General features: G+C 68.5%; 12 protein-coding genes. 6 read left to right on the top strand and 6 right to left on the bottom strand.

Translation table 11 applies throughout. The features are described from left to right. Positions 1–164 precede the first annotated feature (164 nt). Positions 165–1,511, bottom strand: a complete 1,347-nt coding sequence (locus tag FHW81_RS18960; protein WP_023091471.1) for an MFS transporter — start codon at positions 1,509–1,511, stop codon at positions 165–167. Between the two features lie 305 nt (positions 1,512–1,816). Between FHW81_RS18960 and FHW81_RS18955 the strand changes: the two genes are divergently transcribed. The 4 genes from FHW81_RS18955 (at position 1,817) to FHW81_RS18940 (ending at position 5,748) form a co-directional block, all read left to right on the top strand. Further along, positions 1,817–2,596: an IclR family transcriptional regulator gene (locus FHW81_RS18955; RefSeq protein ID WP_003101874.1), complete on the top strand. Its 780-nt coding sequence runs from the start codon at positions 1,817–1,819 to the stop codon at positions 2,594–2,596. Between the two features lie 242 nt (positions 2,597–2,838). Then, positions 2,839–3,882: a Gfo/Idh/MocA family protein gene (locus tag FHW81_RS18950; protein WP_023091470.1), complete on the top strand. Its 1,044-nt coding sequence runs from the start codon at positions 2,839–2,841 to the stop codon at positions 3,880–3,882. Between the two features lie 22 nt (positions 3,883–3,904). Further along, positions 3,905–4,720: a sugar phosphate isomerase/epimerase family protein gene (locus FHW81_RS18945; RefSeq protein ID WP_016252861.1), complete on the top strand. Its 816-nt coding sequence runs from the start codon at positions 3,905–3,907 to the stop codon at positions 4,718–4,720. A 149-nt stretch (positions 4,721–4,869) separates the two neighbouring features. Then, positions 4,870–5,748: a DMT family transporter gene (locus tag FHW81_RS18940; RefSeq protein ID WP_003101866.1), complete on the top strand. Its 879-nt coding sequence runs from the start codon at positions 4,870–4,872 to the stop codon at positions 5,746–5,748. 25 nt (positions 5,749–5,773) lie between these two features. On the opposite strand, the gene FHW81_RS18935 is transcribed toward FHW81_RS18940, so the two are convergent. Both FHW81_RS18935 and FHW81_RS18930 read right to left on the bottom strand, forming a co-directional pair. Then, positions 5,774–7,024, bottom strand: a complete 1,251-nt coding sequence (locus FHW81_RS18935; RefSeq protein WP_023091469.1) for an OprD family porin — start codon at positions 7,022–7,024, stop codon at positions 5,774–5,776. Between the two features lie 65 nt (positions 7,025–7,089). After that, on the bottom strand, positions 7,090–8,415 hold the full coding sequence (locus FHW81_RS18930; protein ID WP_003101861.1) for an MFS transporter: 1,326 nt from the start codon (positions 8,413–8,415) through the stop codon (positions 7,090–7,092). Positions 8,416–8,960: 545 nt separating this feature from the next. Here FHW81_RS18930 and quiC point away from each other — a divergent pair. Together quiC and FHW81_RS18920 are read left to right on the top strand one after the other, a co-directional pair. Further along, positions 8,961–10,865: a 3-dehydroshikimate dehydratase QuiC gene (quiC, locus tag FHW81_RS18925; RefSeq protein WP_023091468.1), complete on the top strand. Its 1,905-nt coding sequence runs from the start codon at positions 8,961–8,963 to the stop codon at positions 10,863–10,865. 92 nt (positions 10,866–10,957) lie between these two features. Further along, positions 10,958–11,626 carry a TetR/AcrR family transcriptional regulator gene (locus FHW81_RS18920; protein WP_003101858.1) on the top strand — a complete coding sequence of 223 codons (669 nt, stop codon included), beginning with the start codon at positions 10,958–10,960 and terminating at the stop codon, positions 11,624–11,626. 39 nt (positions 11,627–11,665) lie between these two features. Here FHW81_RS18920 and FHW81_RS18915 read toward each other — a convergent pair whose 3' ends face one another. The 3 genes from FHW81_RS18915 to FHW81_RS18905 form a co-directional block, all read right to left on the bottom strand. After that, positions 11,666–12,520: a shikimate dehydrogenase gene (locus FHW81_RS18915; protein WP_023091467.1), complete on the bottom strand. Its 855-nt coding sequence runs from the start codon at positions 12,518–12,520 to the stop codon at positions 11,666–11,668. Then, positions 12,517–12,963, bottom strand: a complete 447-nt coding sequence (aroQ, locus tag FHW81_RS18910) for a type II 3-dehydroquinate dehydratase (protein WP_003106162.1) — start codon at positions 12,961–12,963, stop codon at positions 12,517–12,519. The genes FHW81_RS18915 and aroQ overlap by 4 nt, the downstream gene beginning before the upstream one ends. Positions 12,964–13,079: 116 nt before the next feature. Continuing rightward, the gene (locus tag FHW81_RS18905; RefSeq protein WP_023091466.1) at positions 13,080–14,585 is read right to left on the bottom strand and encodes an MDR family MFS transporter; all 1,506 of its coding nucleotides are present in this window, start codon (positions 14,583–14,585) and stop codon (positions 13,080–13,082) included. Positions 14,586–14,701 lie beyond the last annotated feature (116 nt).

Here is a 14,701-nt window from a genome sequence, read left to right as displayed (position 1 = left end):
ATACACCGAAGCCCGGCGGCGGATAACCGCAAGCGGTTATGCGCCCTACGTGATGCCGACCCCTGGGGTAGGGCGAATAACGCCATCGGCGTTATCCGCCGATACACCGAAGCCCGGCGGCGGATAACCGCAAGCGGTTATGCGTCCTACGCGATGGGGCAGTTTCACCCCGCATCCGCGTGACTGACCAACCCCTTCAGCAGCACCGCGGCGGTGGCCAGTGCAGCCGGCAGCACCAGGGCGGTCAGCACCTGTTCGAAGTTCCAGCCCAGGCCCAGCAGGGTGGCGCCGATCCAGGCGCCGAGGATGGCGCCGAAGCGGCCGATACCGAGCATCCAGGAGACCCCCGTGGCCCGCCCCTGGGTCGGATAGAAGCGCGCCGCCAGCGACGGCATCGCCGACTGCGCGCCGTTGATGCACATGCCGGCCAGCAGCACCAGGGTCGCCAGCAGGGTGACCTGGCCGAGGCTCTTGCCGACGCACCAGGCGAACACCCCCGCCAGCAGGTAGAACAGGCCGATCACCTTGTGCGGGTTGAAGCGATCCATCGCCCAGCCCACCGCTACGGCGCTGAGCACCCCGCCGAACTGGAACAGCGCGCCGATGAACGCCGCCTGCTCCAGGCTCGCGCCGCTATCGCGCATCAGGGTCGGCAGCCAGCTGGTGAGCAGGTAGACGATCACCAGGCCCATGAAGTAGGTCAGCCAGAGCAGCAGGGTGCCGGCGCTGTAGGTACCGGAAAAGATCACCGCGAACACGTTGCGGGCCTGCACCGTCTGCTGCTCGGGGACGTGGAAACTCCGTGCCAGCGCCACCTGCGCCGGGGCGATGGGGGCCAGCACCTGGCGTACCCGCTCGCTGCCGCGGTTGCGCACCACCAGGTAGCGCGCCGATTCCGGCAGGCGGAACAGCAGGACTACCGCCAGGACCAGCGGTAGCAGGCCGCCGAGCAGCAGCAGGCTGTGCCAGCCGAACAGCGGGATCAGCTTCGCCGAGACGAATCCGCCGCAGGCCATGCCCAGGTTGAAGCCACAGAACATGCTGGTTACCAGCAGCGACTTGAGGCGCTCGGGGGTGTATTCGGAAAGCAGGGTGGTGGCGTTGGGCATCGCCGCGCCGAGGCCGAGGCCGGTGAGGAAGCGCAGCGCCAGCAGTTGCTCGACGTTGGTGCTGTAGGCCGAGGCCAGGCTGAACAGGCCGAAGAGGAAGACCGCCGCGACCAATACCAGCTTGCGTCCGTAGCGGTCGGCCAGCGGTCCGGAGCCGAGGGCGCCGAAGACCATGCCGATCAGCGCGGCGCTCATCACCGGCCCGAGGCTGGCGCGGTCGATGCCCCAGTCCTGGGTCAGCGCCGGAGCGATGAAGCCCATCGCGGCGGTGTCGAGGCCATCGAGGAAGACGATCAGGAAGCACAGCAGGACGATCCGCCATTGGTACGGCGAAAGCGGCTGGGCATTGATGAAGGCTTGCACGTCGAGTCGTTCGACGGCGGGCAGGCTGGGGCTGTTCATGGGACGGGTTCCGCGGCGAGAGTGAGGGCGTGGGACGAGGGTCGGACGCGTGGCTCAGGTGCAGGCGGCGGAAGGCAAGGCGTGCTGCGGCATGTCGGGATTCCCCTGTTGTTTTTGTAGCGGAGGCGCTCGGCCTGCCGGGGTGCAGACACATTACGGAGGGCCATGGGGAGTGGCAATCCGATAATCGTTTATCGGTTCGCTGATCGAACGAAACCCTGTGAAATCTCGACCTTCGCCAGGCTGTGAAAATCCGGAACCAGATTCTAGAATCCTGCCTTTCCTCGACTCAGGAACGCCCCTCCATGGCCGGTAGCCTCATCGAACGCGCCCTCGGCTTGCTCGAACTCCTCGCCAGCGATGCCCGTGGCCTGCCCCTGCAACAACTGGCGGACCGCCTGGATATCCCCAAGAGCGCCGCGCACCGCATGCTCGCCGAGCTGATCCGGCTCGGCTACGTGCGCCAGGACGACGACACCAGCCGCTACCGCCTCAGCACCCGCCTGGCCGCGCTGGGCTTCCGCTTCCTCGCTTCCAGCGGGGTGGTCGACCTGGTCCAGCCGGTGCTCGACGGGCTCGCCCGGGAGACCGGCGAACTGGTGCGCCTGGGGGTGATCGAAGGCGATCGCCAGACCTGGATCGCCAAGTCCCAGGGCGCCACCTCCGGGCTACGCTACGACCCCGACATGGGGCGCGAGGCGCCGCTGTTCTACACCGCATCCGGGCACGCCTGGCTGGCCAGCCTGAGCGACAAGGCGGCGCTGGCGCTGGTGGAGCGCCAGGGCGTAGGGGCGGCGCGGGACTTCGGTCCCAACGCGCCGCGCTCCAGGAGCGAGCTGCTGCGCTACCTGAAGCGCGCCCGCGAGCACGGCTATGCCTGGCAGATCGAATGCTCGGCGCCGGGCATGGCGGCGATGGCCGCACTGGTGCGCCACCCCGAGGACGGACGGGCTCTCGGCGTGCTCAGCGTGGCCGGGCCGAGCGCACGCTTCGGCGAGGCGCGCATGCACGAACTGGCGCCCCTGCTCCTGGCCGCGGCGCAGGACCTGTCCCACGCCAGCCAGGCGTCCGAGCTGTTCCGCTGAGCCATCCGGCCCGGCCCCAGTCCTTTCCCGACATCAGCGTTCGAATAGCGAACGCTTTCTTGCCTGTCACGAGCCCGCATGCGGCGGGCCTTTCCGCACTTCCATGGATGCCCCGGCGGTAGTGCCGTCTCGAACCGCTCTTGCGCGGGGCCAGCCATTCGTTCAAATAATCTCCCTCGCTAAATCTGGAACGACGTTCTGGAATCTTGAAGCGAACAAGAAAACAACGATTGGGGACCGCCTTGGACGCACCGCTTCGCATCGCCCTCATCGGCGCCGGCAATATGGGCCGCCAGCATTACCACCGCTTGCAGCGAATCGCCGGCGCGCGCCTGTGTGCGGTGGCCGATCCGCAGGGCCAGGCGTTCGCCGCGGACGCCGGCGTGCCCTGGTTCGGCGATCATCGGAGGTTGCTGGAAGAAGCCCGGCCGCAAGCGGCGATCGTCGCCAATCCGAACAACCTGCATGTCGCCACCGCCCTCGACTGCCTCGCCGCCGGGGTGCCGCTGCTGCTGGAAAAACCGGTCGGCGTGCAGCTCGACGAAGTGAGCGAGCTGGTGGCCGTCGCCCGGCGATCTGGCGTTCCGCTGCTGGTCGGTCACCATCGTCGGCACAATCCGCTGGTCGTGCGGGCGCGCCAATTGATCGCCGAGGGCGCGCTCGGTCGGTTGCTGTCGGTCACCGCGCTCTGGCAGTTGAAGAAGCCCGACAGTTATTTCGAGGTGGCCTGGCGTCGCGAGCCCGGCGCGGGAATGTTGCTGACCAACCTGATCCATGACCTCGACCTGCTCCGCCACCTGTGCGGGGAAGTGCGGGAGGTGCAGGCGCTGGCCGGCAACGCTATCCGTGGCCTGCCCAACGAAGACAACATCGCGCTGCTCCTGCGCTTCGCCAATGGCGCCCTGGGCAGCCTGACCGGTTGCGACGCTGCGGCGGCGCCCTGGAGCTGGGAGCTGGCAGCCGGGGAGAACCCGGTCTATCCGCGCCAGGCCGAGCAACCCTGCTACCTGCTGGCCGGCACCGAGGGTGCCCTGAGCCTTCCCCAGCTCCGCCGCTGGCGCTACGCCGAGGCCCGGCAGGGCTGGCACGACCCGCTGGCGGCCAGCGTGGAGGCCGTGGCGACAGGCGATCCCCTGCAACGCCAGCTAGAGCACTTCGTCCGGGTCGCGCGGGGCGAGGAAGCGCCATTGATGGATGCCACCGACGCCGCTCGCACCCTGGCGCTGGTCGAGGCGGTTCGCGAGGCCGCGCGCACTGGCCGGGCCTGCGCGCCGGCCAGTTTCTGAACCGCTGACGATGAGGTAGTGCATGGAATCGAGGATTCTTTCCCTGGCGGCGCTCACCGTGCTCGAGCTGTCGCCCCCGGACATGGTCGAGGCTGCCGCCCGCGCCGGCTACAGTCATGTCGGCCTGCGCCTGGTGCCGGCCACCGTGGAAGAGCACCACTATCCGCTGCTGGCCGATGCCGGCCTGCGCCGGCGGACCCTGGCGCGGCTGCGCGACAGCGGAGTGCGCACGCTGGACGTGGAGATCCTGCGCCTGCGTCCGGACACCCGCGTCGGCGAGTTCGCCGCGGTGCTGGAGGTCGGCGCCGAGTTCGGCGCGCGCTATGTGCTGGTGGCCGGCAACGATGACGACGAACGGCGCAGCGCGGACAATTTCGCCGCGTTGTGCGACCTGGCGCGGCCGCTCGGCCTCGACCCGCACCTGGAGTTCATGCCCTGGACCGGGATCCGCGACCTGCGGCAGGCCGCGCGGGTGGTCGAGGCGGCGGCGCGGGATAACGCCGGCCTGTTGCTGGACGCCTTCCATTTCGACCGCTCGGCCAGCAGCCTGGAAGACCTGCGGGCGATCCCGCCTGCGCGCCTGGGCTACGCGCAACTCTGCGATGTCGTCGGGCCGCGTCCGACGTCGATGGACGAAATCCTTCGCCAGGCCCGCGAGGAACGGCGCTTCCCTGGCGATGGCGGGCTCGATCTGCTGGCGCTGCTGCGCGCCTTGCCGGAGAACCTGCCGCTGAGCCTGGAGGTGCCCGCGCTGGATCTGCTCGCGCGCGGCGTGGATGGCGCGGAGCGGGCGCGGCTGGCGATCGAGCGGACCCGGACGCTGCTCGCCCGCCTGTAGCGCCACCGCGCAGGCAGGTTGCCCGTTTGCATAATGGAACGGGGTTCTATAGTTTCCAAACGTTGAAGCCGATCGTTTCTTTCCTCGATGGCGGGTACCGTCAGAATAAATAGCCTGCTATCGATTTGCCCTGGTGCCCGGACCCTCCGATGAACGCATCCACCTCCCCGCTGCCCGCCAGCGACCAGACCCTGCGCGGCATCCTGCTGATCTGTGCCGCGGTGTTCCTGTTCGCCAGCCACGACGGGTTGTCCAAGTTCCTTTCCGGTTTCTACCCGATCGTCATGGTGGTCTGGGCCCGCTACCTGGTGCACACCCTGTTGATGGTCGCCGTGTTCGTGCCGCGCAACGGCCTCGCGGTGATCCGCAGCCGCCGTCCGCTCATGCAGTTGGCGCGGGCGCTGTGCCTGATCGGCACCAGCCTGTTCTTCACCACCGGCCTGCGCTACCTGCCCTTGGCCGAGGCGACCGCGGTGAACTTCCTGGCACCGCTGCTGGTGACCGCGTTATCCGTGCCGCTGCTGAAGGAGAAGGTCAGCCTCGGCCAATGGCTGGCGGTGCTCACCGGCTTCATCGGCGTGCTCTTCATCGTGCGTCCCGGTGGCGCGCTGTTCACCCCGGCGGCGTTGTTCCCGCTCGGCTCGGCGCTGTGCTTCGGGCTCTACCAACTGCTCACGCGGATGCTCGCCAACAGCGACAGCCCGACCACCAGCAACTTCCTTGCCGGCATCTTCAACACGCTCATCATGAGCCTGCTGGTGCCGTTCTTCTGGCAGACTCCAAGTCTTCTCCACGGCCTGATGATGATCGCCCTGGGCGGTTGCGGCATGGGCGGCCACCTGCTGCTGACCCAGGCCTTCCGCCATGCGCCGCCGGCGACCCTGGCGCCGTTCAGCTATGGCCAGATCATCTTCGCCGGCCTGCTCGGCCTGCTGGTGTTCGGCCACGTGCCGGATGCCTGGGCGCTGCTCGGCATCCTCGTCATCTGCGCCAGCGGCCTGGTGGTCGCCTGGCGCCGTGGCCGCTGAACGCAACGGGGTCGGCGCGTAGGCTTCACAACAGGCTCAGCGGATAGCTGACGATCAGCCGGTTCTCGTCGAAGCGGGTATTGCTGCCCCAGTCGCGGCGCTGGCTGGAGTTGCGCCAGCGGACGTTGAGACGCTTGAAGGCGCCGCTCTGCAGCGTGTAGCCCAGCTCGCTCTCGCGTCCCCATTCGCTGCCGTCGTCGGTGACTCCGGCCAGGCGCACATGGTCGCCATGCAGGTAGCGGGTCATGAAGGTCAGGCCGGGTAGGCCGAGGCCAACGAAGTCGAAGTCGTAGCGCAGTTGCCAGGAGCGCTCGCCGGGATTGTCGTAGCTGGCGTTGTAGCTGTCGTTGGCCAGGGTTCCGCCGCTGGTGCCGTTGACCCGCATCCAGCCGTCGTCGCCACTGACCTTCTGCAGGCCGAGATAGAGGCTATGCAGCCCATAGCGCGCGGAGAACAGCGCGGAAACGGTGCGGTTATCGAGCTTGCCGGCGCGCGCGCTGCCAGCGTCGCGGCCACGGAATCCGCCGAGGTTGGCGCCCAGCAGCCAGTCGCCGAGCGGCTGGCTGTGTTGCAGTTGCAGGTACTGTTGGCGGTAGATGTCCTTCAGCTCGGCGTTCCACAGGCCGAGCAGGCTGCGTTCGCCATTGAAGCGATATTCGCCGCCGGCGAAATCGAAGCGGTCGGAAGTGGCGGCTGGCCGGCCGAACAGCGACATGTCCTGCATGCTTGCGTCGTTGCGCGGGCTGTTGCCGCGGAACTGGCCGGCGTAGAGGGTCAGGCCGGCGATCTCGTTGGCGCTGAGCTGGCCGCCGCGGAAGGTCTGCGGCAGCGAGCGGCCATCGTCGGAGCGGAGGATCGGCAGCACCGGCATCCATTCGCCGATCTTCAGTTCGCTGTTCGAGACGCGCAGCTTGCCGGCCACCGCCAGGCGTCCGAAGTCGTCGGCCGGGCGGCCGTCGTCGTGGATCGGCAGCAGTTGGGTGCCGGCCGTTCCCTTGCCACCATCCAGCTTCAGGCTGTAGAGACCGAGGACATCGAGGCCGAAGCCGACGCTGCCCTGGGTGAAGCCGGAGCGGGCGTCGAGGATGAAGCTCTGCGTCCACTCCTCGGCCTTGCCCTGGCTGGCATCGCCGACGAAGTTGCGGTGCAGGTGGAAATTGCGCGCGGTGAGGCTGGCCTTGGCATCTTCGAGGAAACCTTGCCCGGCATGGACTGGCAGGCCGGCGCCCAGGCAGAGGGAAGCGCAGAGCGCGCGGACGTGGCTCGGGTGCGACATGGGTGTGTCCCTTCGTTCTTGTTCTTTAGGCAGGGAGGTGCCCGGCGAGCGCCGGGCGCTTGGACTCAGGCTTCGATCCGGCGCGGAGCCATGAAGTACAGCCAGGTCAGGGCGATGAAGTACATCGCCGGGATCATGGTGAAGAGCACCGCGTAGTTGTTGTTCGTCGCGGTCAGTACGCCGCCGACGATCTGGGTCATGAACATCCCGCCCAGCGCCGCGCACATGCCGCCGAAGCCGAACACCGTGCTCATCAGGTGCTTGGGCGTGTAGTCCATCACCAGGCTCCAGATGTTCGCCGTCCACGCCTGGTGCGCGCCGACCGCCAGGGCGATGGCCAGCACGGCGATCCACAGGCCGCTGGCGTTGGCGGCGAACACCACGCCGACGATGGTGCAGGCGAACAGCAGCATCGATAGCAGGCGCGCGCGGATCGCCGGCATGCCGCGGCCGATCAGCCAGGACGAAAGGATGCCGCCGCCGACGCTGCCGAAGTCGGCGGTCAACCAGATCAGGATCAGCGGGATGCCCATCTGCGTCACGCTGATGCCCAGGCCGTACTGCTGGTTGAGGAACGGCGGCAGCCAGTAGAGGTAGAACCAGAACACCGGCGCGGTGATCGAGTAGGCCAGGGCGAAGGCCCAGGTGCCGCGGCGGCGGAGAATCTGCGAGAAGGGCACGCGGGTGGCGGGCGGCTCCTCCTGCTGCTGGATGTATTCCAGCTCGCTCTGTTTCACCCGCGGATGCTCCTCGGGGTTGTAGTAGTTGCGCCACCAGAACACCAGCCAGACCAGGCCCAGCGCCGACATGCAGAGGAACGCCGCCTGCCAGCCCCAGACGCCGAGGATCAGCGGCAACAGGGCCGGGGTGACCATCGCGCCGACATTGGTGCCGGCGTTGAAGATGCCGGTGGCCACCGCCCGTTCCCCGGCGGGGAACCACAGGCGGGTGGTCTTCACGCAGGCCGGGTAGTTGGCCGCCTCGGTCAGGCCGAGGATGAAGCGACAGACCATGAAGCCCGCCGCCGAGGTCGCCAGGCCGTGGGCGCCGGTGGCCAGGCTCCAGAGCAACACGGCGAGGAAGAACGCGCGCTTGACCCCGACCTTGTCGATGAAGCGGCCCTGGAGGATGAAGCCGATGGCGTAGCCGACCTGGAACCAGAAGTTGATGTTGGCGTAGTCCATCGCCGTCCAGCTCATCTTCTCGGCCAGGATCGGCTGCATCACGCCGAGGGCGGCGCGATCGATGTAGTTCAGGGTGGTGGCGAAGAACACCAGGGCGAGCATGCCCCAGCGCGTCCGGCCGACGGCGAAGGCGTTGCGGATCCTGCCGCCGCGGGATTCCCGCGGGGCGTCGGCGGCGAGCAGTCGAGAGCTGGAAGAGTGGATCATTGACGGGGCCATCCTTTCGGCGGCCGGTGCCTGGGCGCCCGGCCTGGATTTGTCGTTCTGGGTTGCACGCGGGCGGGCCAGGGGCCGCGCCGGTGTCAGCGGGCCAGGGGCGGTCGGGCCGGACGAGCGGCCAGCGGACGGGATGGAGGGCGGACGGAGAGGTCGGCGATGGACATGAGCGGGTACCCGATTCTTGAAATTGTTATGTCGCGTGGGTTGCGCAGGTGCCCGGAAAGAAGCGCGGAGCGCTTCCGGCAGATCGGGACGGCCTGCACGGGTGGCAGCGATGGTGCGCGATTGGTCGAAAAAGCGTCAATTCGATAATCGTGCTTCCGTTCGATATTCGAACGGAATACTAACCAGTTCGTACATTTTGCGTTGCCCGTCAGTTGGCGCAAACCAATAATCGGCTTGCCGGGCGAGCGGTCTCAGCGACCCGAAGTGGCTTCCCGGCGCATCCCGCGCGGGCTATCCGCGCCTCCGCCGTTCCGCCGCCGGCCCTCGCGCGGCGCCAGGCGCCGTAGGGCGCATTGAGGAGTCGAAGCATGCAGCGTTCGATCGCCACCGTATCCCTGAGCGGCACCCTGCCGGAAAAGCTCGAGGCCATCGCCGCCGCCGGTTTCGACGGGGTGGAAATCTTCGAGAACGACCTGCTTCATTACGACGGCAGCCCGCGCGACGTACGCCGGCTGTGTGCCGACCTGGACCTGGAGATCCTGCTATTCCAGCCGTTCCGCGACTTCGAGGGCTGCCGCCGGGAACGCCTGGAGCGAAACCTGGAGCGCGCCGAACGCAAGTTCGACCTGATGCAGGAACTCGGCACCGACCTGGTGCTGGTGTGCAGCAACGTCGCTGCCGATGCCCTCGGCGAACCGGCGCTGCTGGCCGATGACCTCCGGCAGCTGGCCGAGCGCGCCGCCGTCCGCGGCCTGCGCATCGGCTACGAGGCGCTGGCCTGGGGGCGCCAGGTGAACACCTGGGAGCAGGCCTGGGACCTGGTGCGGCGGGCCGACCAGGCGAACCTCGGGCTGATCCTCGACAGCTTCCACACCCTCTCGCTGGACGGCGATCCCCGCGGCATCGCCGATCTTCCGGGGGAAAAGATCTTCTTCGTGCAGATGGCCGACGCGCCCTTGCTGGCAATGGACGTGCTGGAATGGAGCCGGCACTTCCGCTGCTTCCCGGGTCAGGGCGGCTTCGACCTGGCAGGCTTCCTCGCGCCGGTCGTCGCGTCCGGCTATCGCGGTCCGCTGTCGCTGGAGGTCTTCAACGACGGCTTCCGCGCCGCGCCGACTCGCGCCAACGCCGTCGACGGCCTGCGCTCGCTGCTCTACCTCGAGGAGAAGACCCGCGAGCACCTGCAACGCCAGACGCCGCACGTGGCGGTGGACGAGCTGTTCGCGCCGCCGCCGGCGAGCCTCTGCGACGGCATCGAGTTCCTCGAGTTCGCCGTCGACGAGACGCTCGGCGCGCGCCTTGGCCAGTGGTTGCAACGACTGGGCTTCGCCAGGGCCGGTGAGCACCGTTCGAAGAATGTCAGCCTGTTGCGCCAGGGCAACATCAACCTGGTGCTGAACGCCGAGCCCTATTCCTTCGCCCACGGTTTCTTCGAGGCCCACGGACCGTCCTTGTGCGCCACCGCGCTGTGCGTGCGTGACGCCGGCCAGGCGCTGGAGCGCGCTCGTGCGTACGGAGGCCAGCCGTACCGCGGACTGCTCGGCCCCAACGAGCGGGAAATCCCGGCGGTGCGCGCCCTCGACGGCAGCCTGCTGTATCTGGTCGAGCGGCACACCGAGGGCCGCAGCATCTACGACAGCGACTTCGTGACGAACGACGCCGACACCTCCGGCCTCGGCCTGCGGCGCGTCGACCACGTGGCCCTGGCGCTGCCCGCCGAAGGCCTGGACAGCTGGGTGCTGTTCTACAAGAGCCTGTTCGACTTCGGCGCCGATGACGAGGTGGTGCTGCCCGACCCCTATGGCCTGGTCACCAGTCGCGCCGTGCGTAGCCCCTGCGGCAGCGTGCGCCTGCCGCTGAACATTTCCGAGGACCGCAACACCGCCATCGCCCGTTCGCTGTCCAGCTATCGCGGTTCCGGCGTGCACCACATCGCTTTCGATTGCGCCGACATCTTCGCCGCCGTGGCCCAGGCCAAGGAGGCCGGGGTCGCACTGCTGGAAATCCCGCTGAACTATTATGACGACCTCGCCGCGCGCTTCGACTTCGACGACGAGTTCCTCAGCGAACTGGCCTACTACAACGTCCTCTACGACCGCGACGCCCAGGGCGGCGAGCTGTTCCATGTGTTCACCGAGCCGTTCGAGGAGCGCTTCTTCTTCGAGATCCTCCAGCGCCGCCACGACTACGCCGGCTACGGCGCGGCCAACGTGCCGGTGCGCCTGGCGGCGATGGCGCAAGCGCGGCGGGGTGTGCGCCGGGTCAAGCTGTGAGAATTGTCGGGGCTCCGGCAGGTGCTCTTCCTACAGCCGGGCGGGCCCCGCATAATCGGCCGCAATTCCCGCCGGCCACGAGTGAGTCACCGATGTCCAAGCCTGATCCCGCCGTCGTGGAGGAATCCGCTCCGCGCGGCAAGGGACGCAAGAACAATCCCGAGAAGACCCGCCAGGACATCCTCCGCGCCGCCATCGACGAGTTCGTCGCCCAGGGCCTCTCGGGTGCGCGGGTGGACGCCATCGCCGAGCGCACGCATACCTCGAAGCGGATGATCTATTACTACTTCGGCAGCAAGGAGCAGCTCTACCAGGCCGTGCTGGAGAAGCTCTACAGCGACATCCGCGGTATCGAGGGCACCCTGCGGCTGGGCGCGCTGCCGCCGGCCAAGGCGATGGAGAAGCTGGTGGAGTTCAGCTTCGACTACCACGACCGGCACGTGGATTTCGTGCGCATCATCAGCATCGAGAACATCCACAAGGGCGAGCACATCGCCAGCAGCGAACTGGTGCAGAGCGTCAACAGCTCGATCGTCCAGAGCATCGCCGAGATTCTCCGCCGCGGCGAAGCGGAAGGGGTGTTCCGCGCCGGGCTGGAGGCGCTCGACGTGCACATGCTGATCAGTTCGTTCTGCTTCTACCGGGTGTCCAATCGCTACACCGTGTCGCGGATCTTTCGCACCGACCTGCACGACGCCGAGGTTCGCCAGCGGCACCGGCGGATGATTGGCGAGGCGGTATTGCGCTACATCCGTGCCTGACTCCGGTCCCCTCTCCCCTTGGCGGGAGAGGGGCGCCATTCAGTCGCCCAGGCTGGCGAAGTGCGCCTGCATGCGCGCGGCGTCGGCCGCCACCCCGCTGAACAGTTCGAATGCCTTCACCGCCTGGAACACCGCCATGGTGCCGCCGTCCAGTGTGCGGCAGCCGAGGGCGCGGGCCTGGCGCAGCAGCTCGGTTTCCAGCGGAAAGTAGATCACCTCGGCGACCCACAGGTCGGCGCGCAACAGTTCCGCCGGCACCGGCATGCCGGGTAGCTTGGCCATGCCCACCGGGGTGGTGTTGACCAATCCCTGGGCGTCGCCCAGGGCGCCGGCCAGGTCGCTGCCGGCGAGCGCTCGTGGCGCGCCGAAGTGCTGGTTGAGGTTGTCCGCGAGGGCCTGGGCCCGCGCCGGGTCGACGTCGAACAGGACCAGCCGCTCGACGCCCTCGGCGAGCAGCGCATGGGCCACTGCCGCGCCGGCGCCGCCCGCGCCCATCTGCACCACGCGCTGGCGCGGCGCGCCGGCCAGGCCGCGCCGAAAGCCCTCGGCGAAGCCCAGGCAGTCGGTGTTGTGGCCGATGCGCCGGCCATCGCGCAGCACCACGGTGTTCACCGCGCCGATGCCGCGCGCCTCGGCGGAGAGTTCGTCGAGCAGGGGGATGATCGCCTGCTTGCAGGGGAAGGTGACGTTCAGCCCGGTGAAGCCGAGGTCGCTGGCGGCGGCGAGCAGGAACTCCAGGTCGTCCGCCGACTTGCCCAGCAGGTCGAGATCGATCAGCCGGTACAGATAGCGGATGCCCTGGGCGTCGCCCTCGCGCTCGTGCAGGGCAGGGGTCCGCGACGCCTGGATGCCGGCACCGATCAGGCCGGCGAGAACCGATCGCGGCGCGCTCATGCGGCCGCCTCGAAACGCTCGGCGAAATGTTCCAGGGCCAGGCGGTAGCCGAGGCTGCCGAATCCGCAGATCACTCCCAGCGCCACCGGCGAGACGTAGGAGTGGTGGCGGAACGCTTCGCGCTGGTGGACGTTGGACAGGTGCACTTCGACCACCGGCAGTTCCACCGCGGCCAGGGCGTCGCGCAGCGCCACCGAGGTGTGGGTCCAGGCGGCGGGGTTGATGACGATGCCGGCGACCCGGCCGCGGGCCTGGTGGATCCAGTCGAGCAGTTGGCCTTCCTGGTTGGTCTGGCGGAAGTCCACGGCGAAGCCGCGCGTCTCGGCGAAGGCCGCGCATTCGTCGGCGATTTCGCCCAGGGTCCGCCGGCCGTAGGTCTGTGGCTCGCGGGTGCCGAGCAGATTCAGGTTGGGGCCGTTCAGGACCAGTACCGTGCGCGTCATGGCGCAGCCTCCACAGCAATGATGTCATCGATGCCGGGAAAATGTACCGAACGGTTACTTTTGTAAACCGGACGCCGTCGCCGACGGGACGAAAGCGTTCGATTATCGGCGTCCGCTCACTCGCCTGCCGCCGGTTGCGTCGCGCCGCGGCCGCGCAGGGTCATGTCGGGCAGTGCCGAGGCCACCGCCAGGCCGAGCAGCGCCACCGCCGCGTTGACCAGGAAGAGCACCTTGAAGGCATCCGCGAGGACATGCTGGAGGATCACCCGGGCCGGCCCGCTGGCGGCGTCCAGGCTGCTCAGCAGGGCGCTCTCGGAAAAGCCCTGGTCGAGCCCGCCGCCGATCCGCAGGTGCTTGAGCAGGGCCAGCAGGATCGCCGACATCAGCGCCACCCCGACCGCCCCGCCGAGGGAGCGGAACAACGTCGCGTTGCTGGTGGCGACGCCGATGTGGCGTTGCTCCACGGCGTTCTGCGCGGCCACCAGGCTGGTCGGGAACTGGGTACCGATGGCGATCCCGGTGAGCAGCATGCACAGCCCGGACAGCCAGTGGTCGCCGACCGGGACCAGGGCCAGGCCGGCGATGCCGCAGGGCAACAGGACGGCGCCGAGCAGGATCAGCGGCTTGTAGCGTCCCAGGCTGGCGGTCAGCCGCCCGCAGCAGTACGCGCCCAGCGGCAGGCCCATGACCAGCGGCAGCAGATGCAGCGCGGCGCTGTCGGCGCCGGCGCCGGTAACGCTCTGGTAGCGCAGCGGTACCAGCACGGTCAGCGAGATGGCCTGGAAGCTGGCGAAGAACGCAACCAGCCAACTGAGGGTGGCGGCGCGGACGGCGAACAGTTGCATCGGCACCAGCGGTTCGCGGAAGCGCCGCTCCTGGGCGACGAACAGCAGCAGGGCGAGCGCCGCCAGGGCGAACAGGCCGAGCAGCGCAGGGTCGCTCCAGGCTGCGCCCTGGCCGATCTGGGTGATGGCCAGGAGCAGCGCGGTGAGGCCCACCACCATCAGCACGATGCCCAGGTAGTCGATCACCGGTTGCCGGCGCGGCACCGGCAGGCCGACCAGGGTTCGCCGCGAGATGGCCAGCGCGAGAAGGCCGATCGGCAGGTTGATCCAGAATACCCAGCGCCACGACAGGTACTCGGTGAGCAGGCCCCCGAGCACCGGGCCGGCGACGCTGGCGATGGCGTACATGCTGCTGAAGTAACCCTGGTAGCGGCCGCGCTCGCGCGGCGGGACGATGTCGCCGATGATCGCCTGGCTCACCGCCATCAGCCCGCCCGCGCCGATCCCCTGCAGCACTCGCGCCAGCACCAGTTGGCCCATGCTCTGCGCGAGCCCGCAAAGCAGCGAGGCGGCGGTGAACACGACGATGGCGAAGAGCATCAGACGGCGGCGGCCGTAGAGGTCGCCGAGCTTGCCGTAGATCGGCATCGATACGGTCATCGCCACCATGTAGGCCGAGATCACCCAGGCCAGCAGGTCGAGGTCGGCGTAGTCGGCCGAGATCGCCGGCAGGGAGACGGCGACGATGGTCTGGTCGAGGGCGCTGAGGAAGATCGACAGCATCAGGCCGGCGAGGACGGTACGGACCGCGGGCGGGTTCTGGGCGAGATCGGACAAGACGGCACCTGGGGCGGACGGAACGCGAAGGCAGCGGGCATCATACTGCGCCTGGGGTAGGACAGGTGCCGGGGAGAATCGATCCGTGGGCCGTCTTTCGTCGATATCCGCCTGCG

Origin of the sequence: Pseudomonas sp. RC10-4-2 (genome assembly GCF_050433085.1) — a bacterium.
In the GTDB taxonomy this organism is placed as follows: Bacteria; Pseudomonadota; Gammaproteobacteria; order Pseudomonadales; family Pseudomonadaceae; genus Pseudomonas; species Pseudomonas aeruginosa.
Note: the sequence above shows the minus strand (reverse complement) of the source record. Positions and strands in the feature narration are given on the sequence as shown.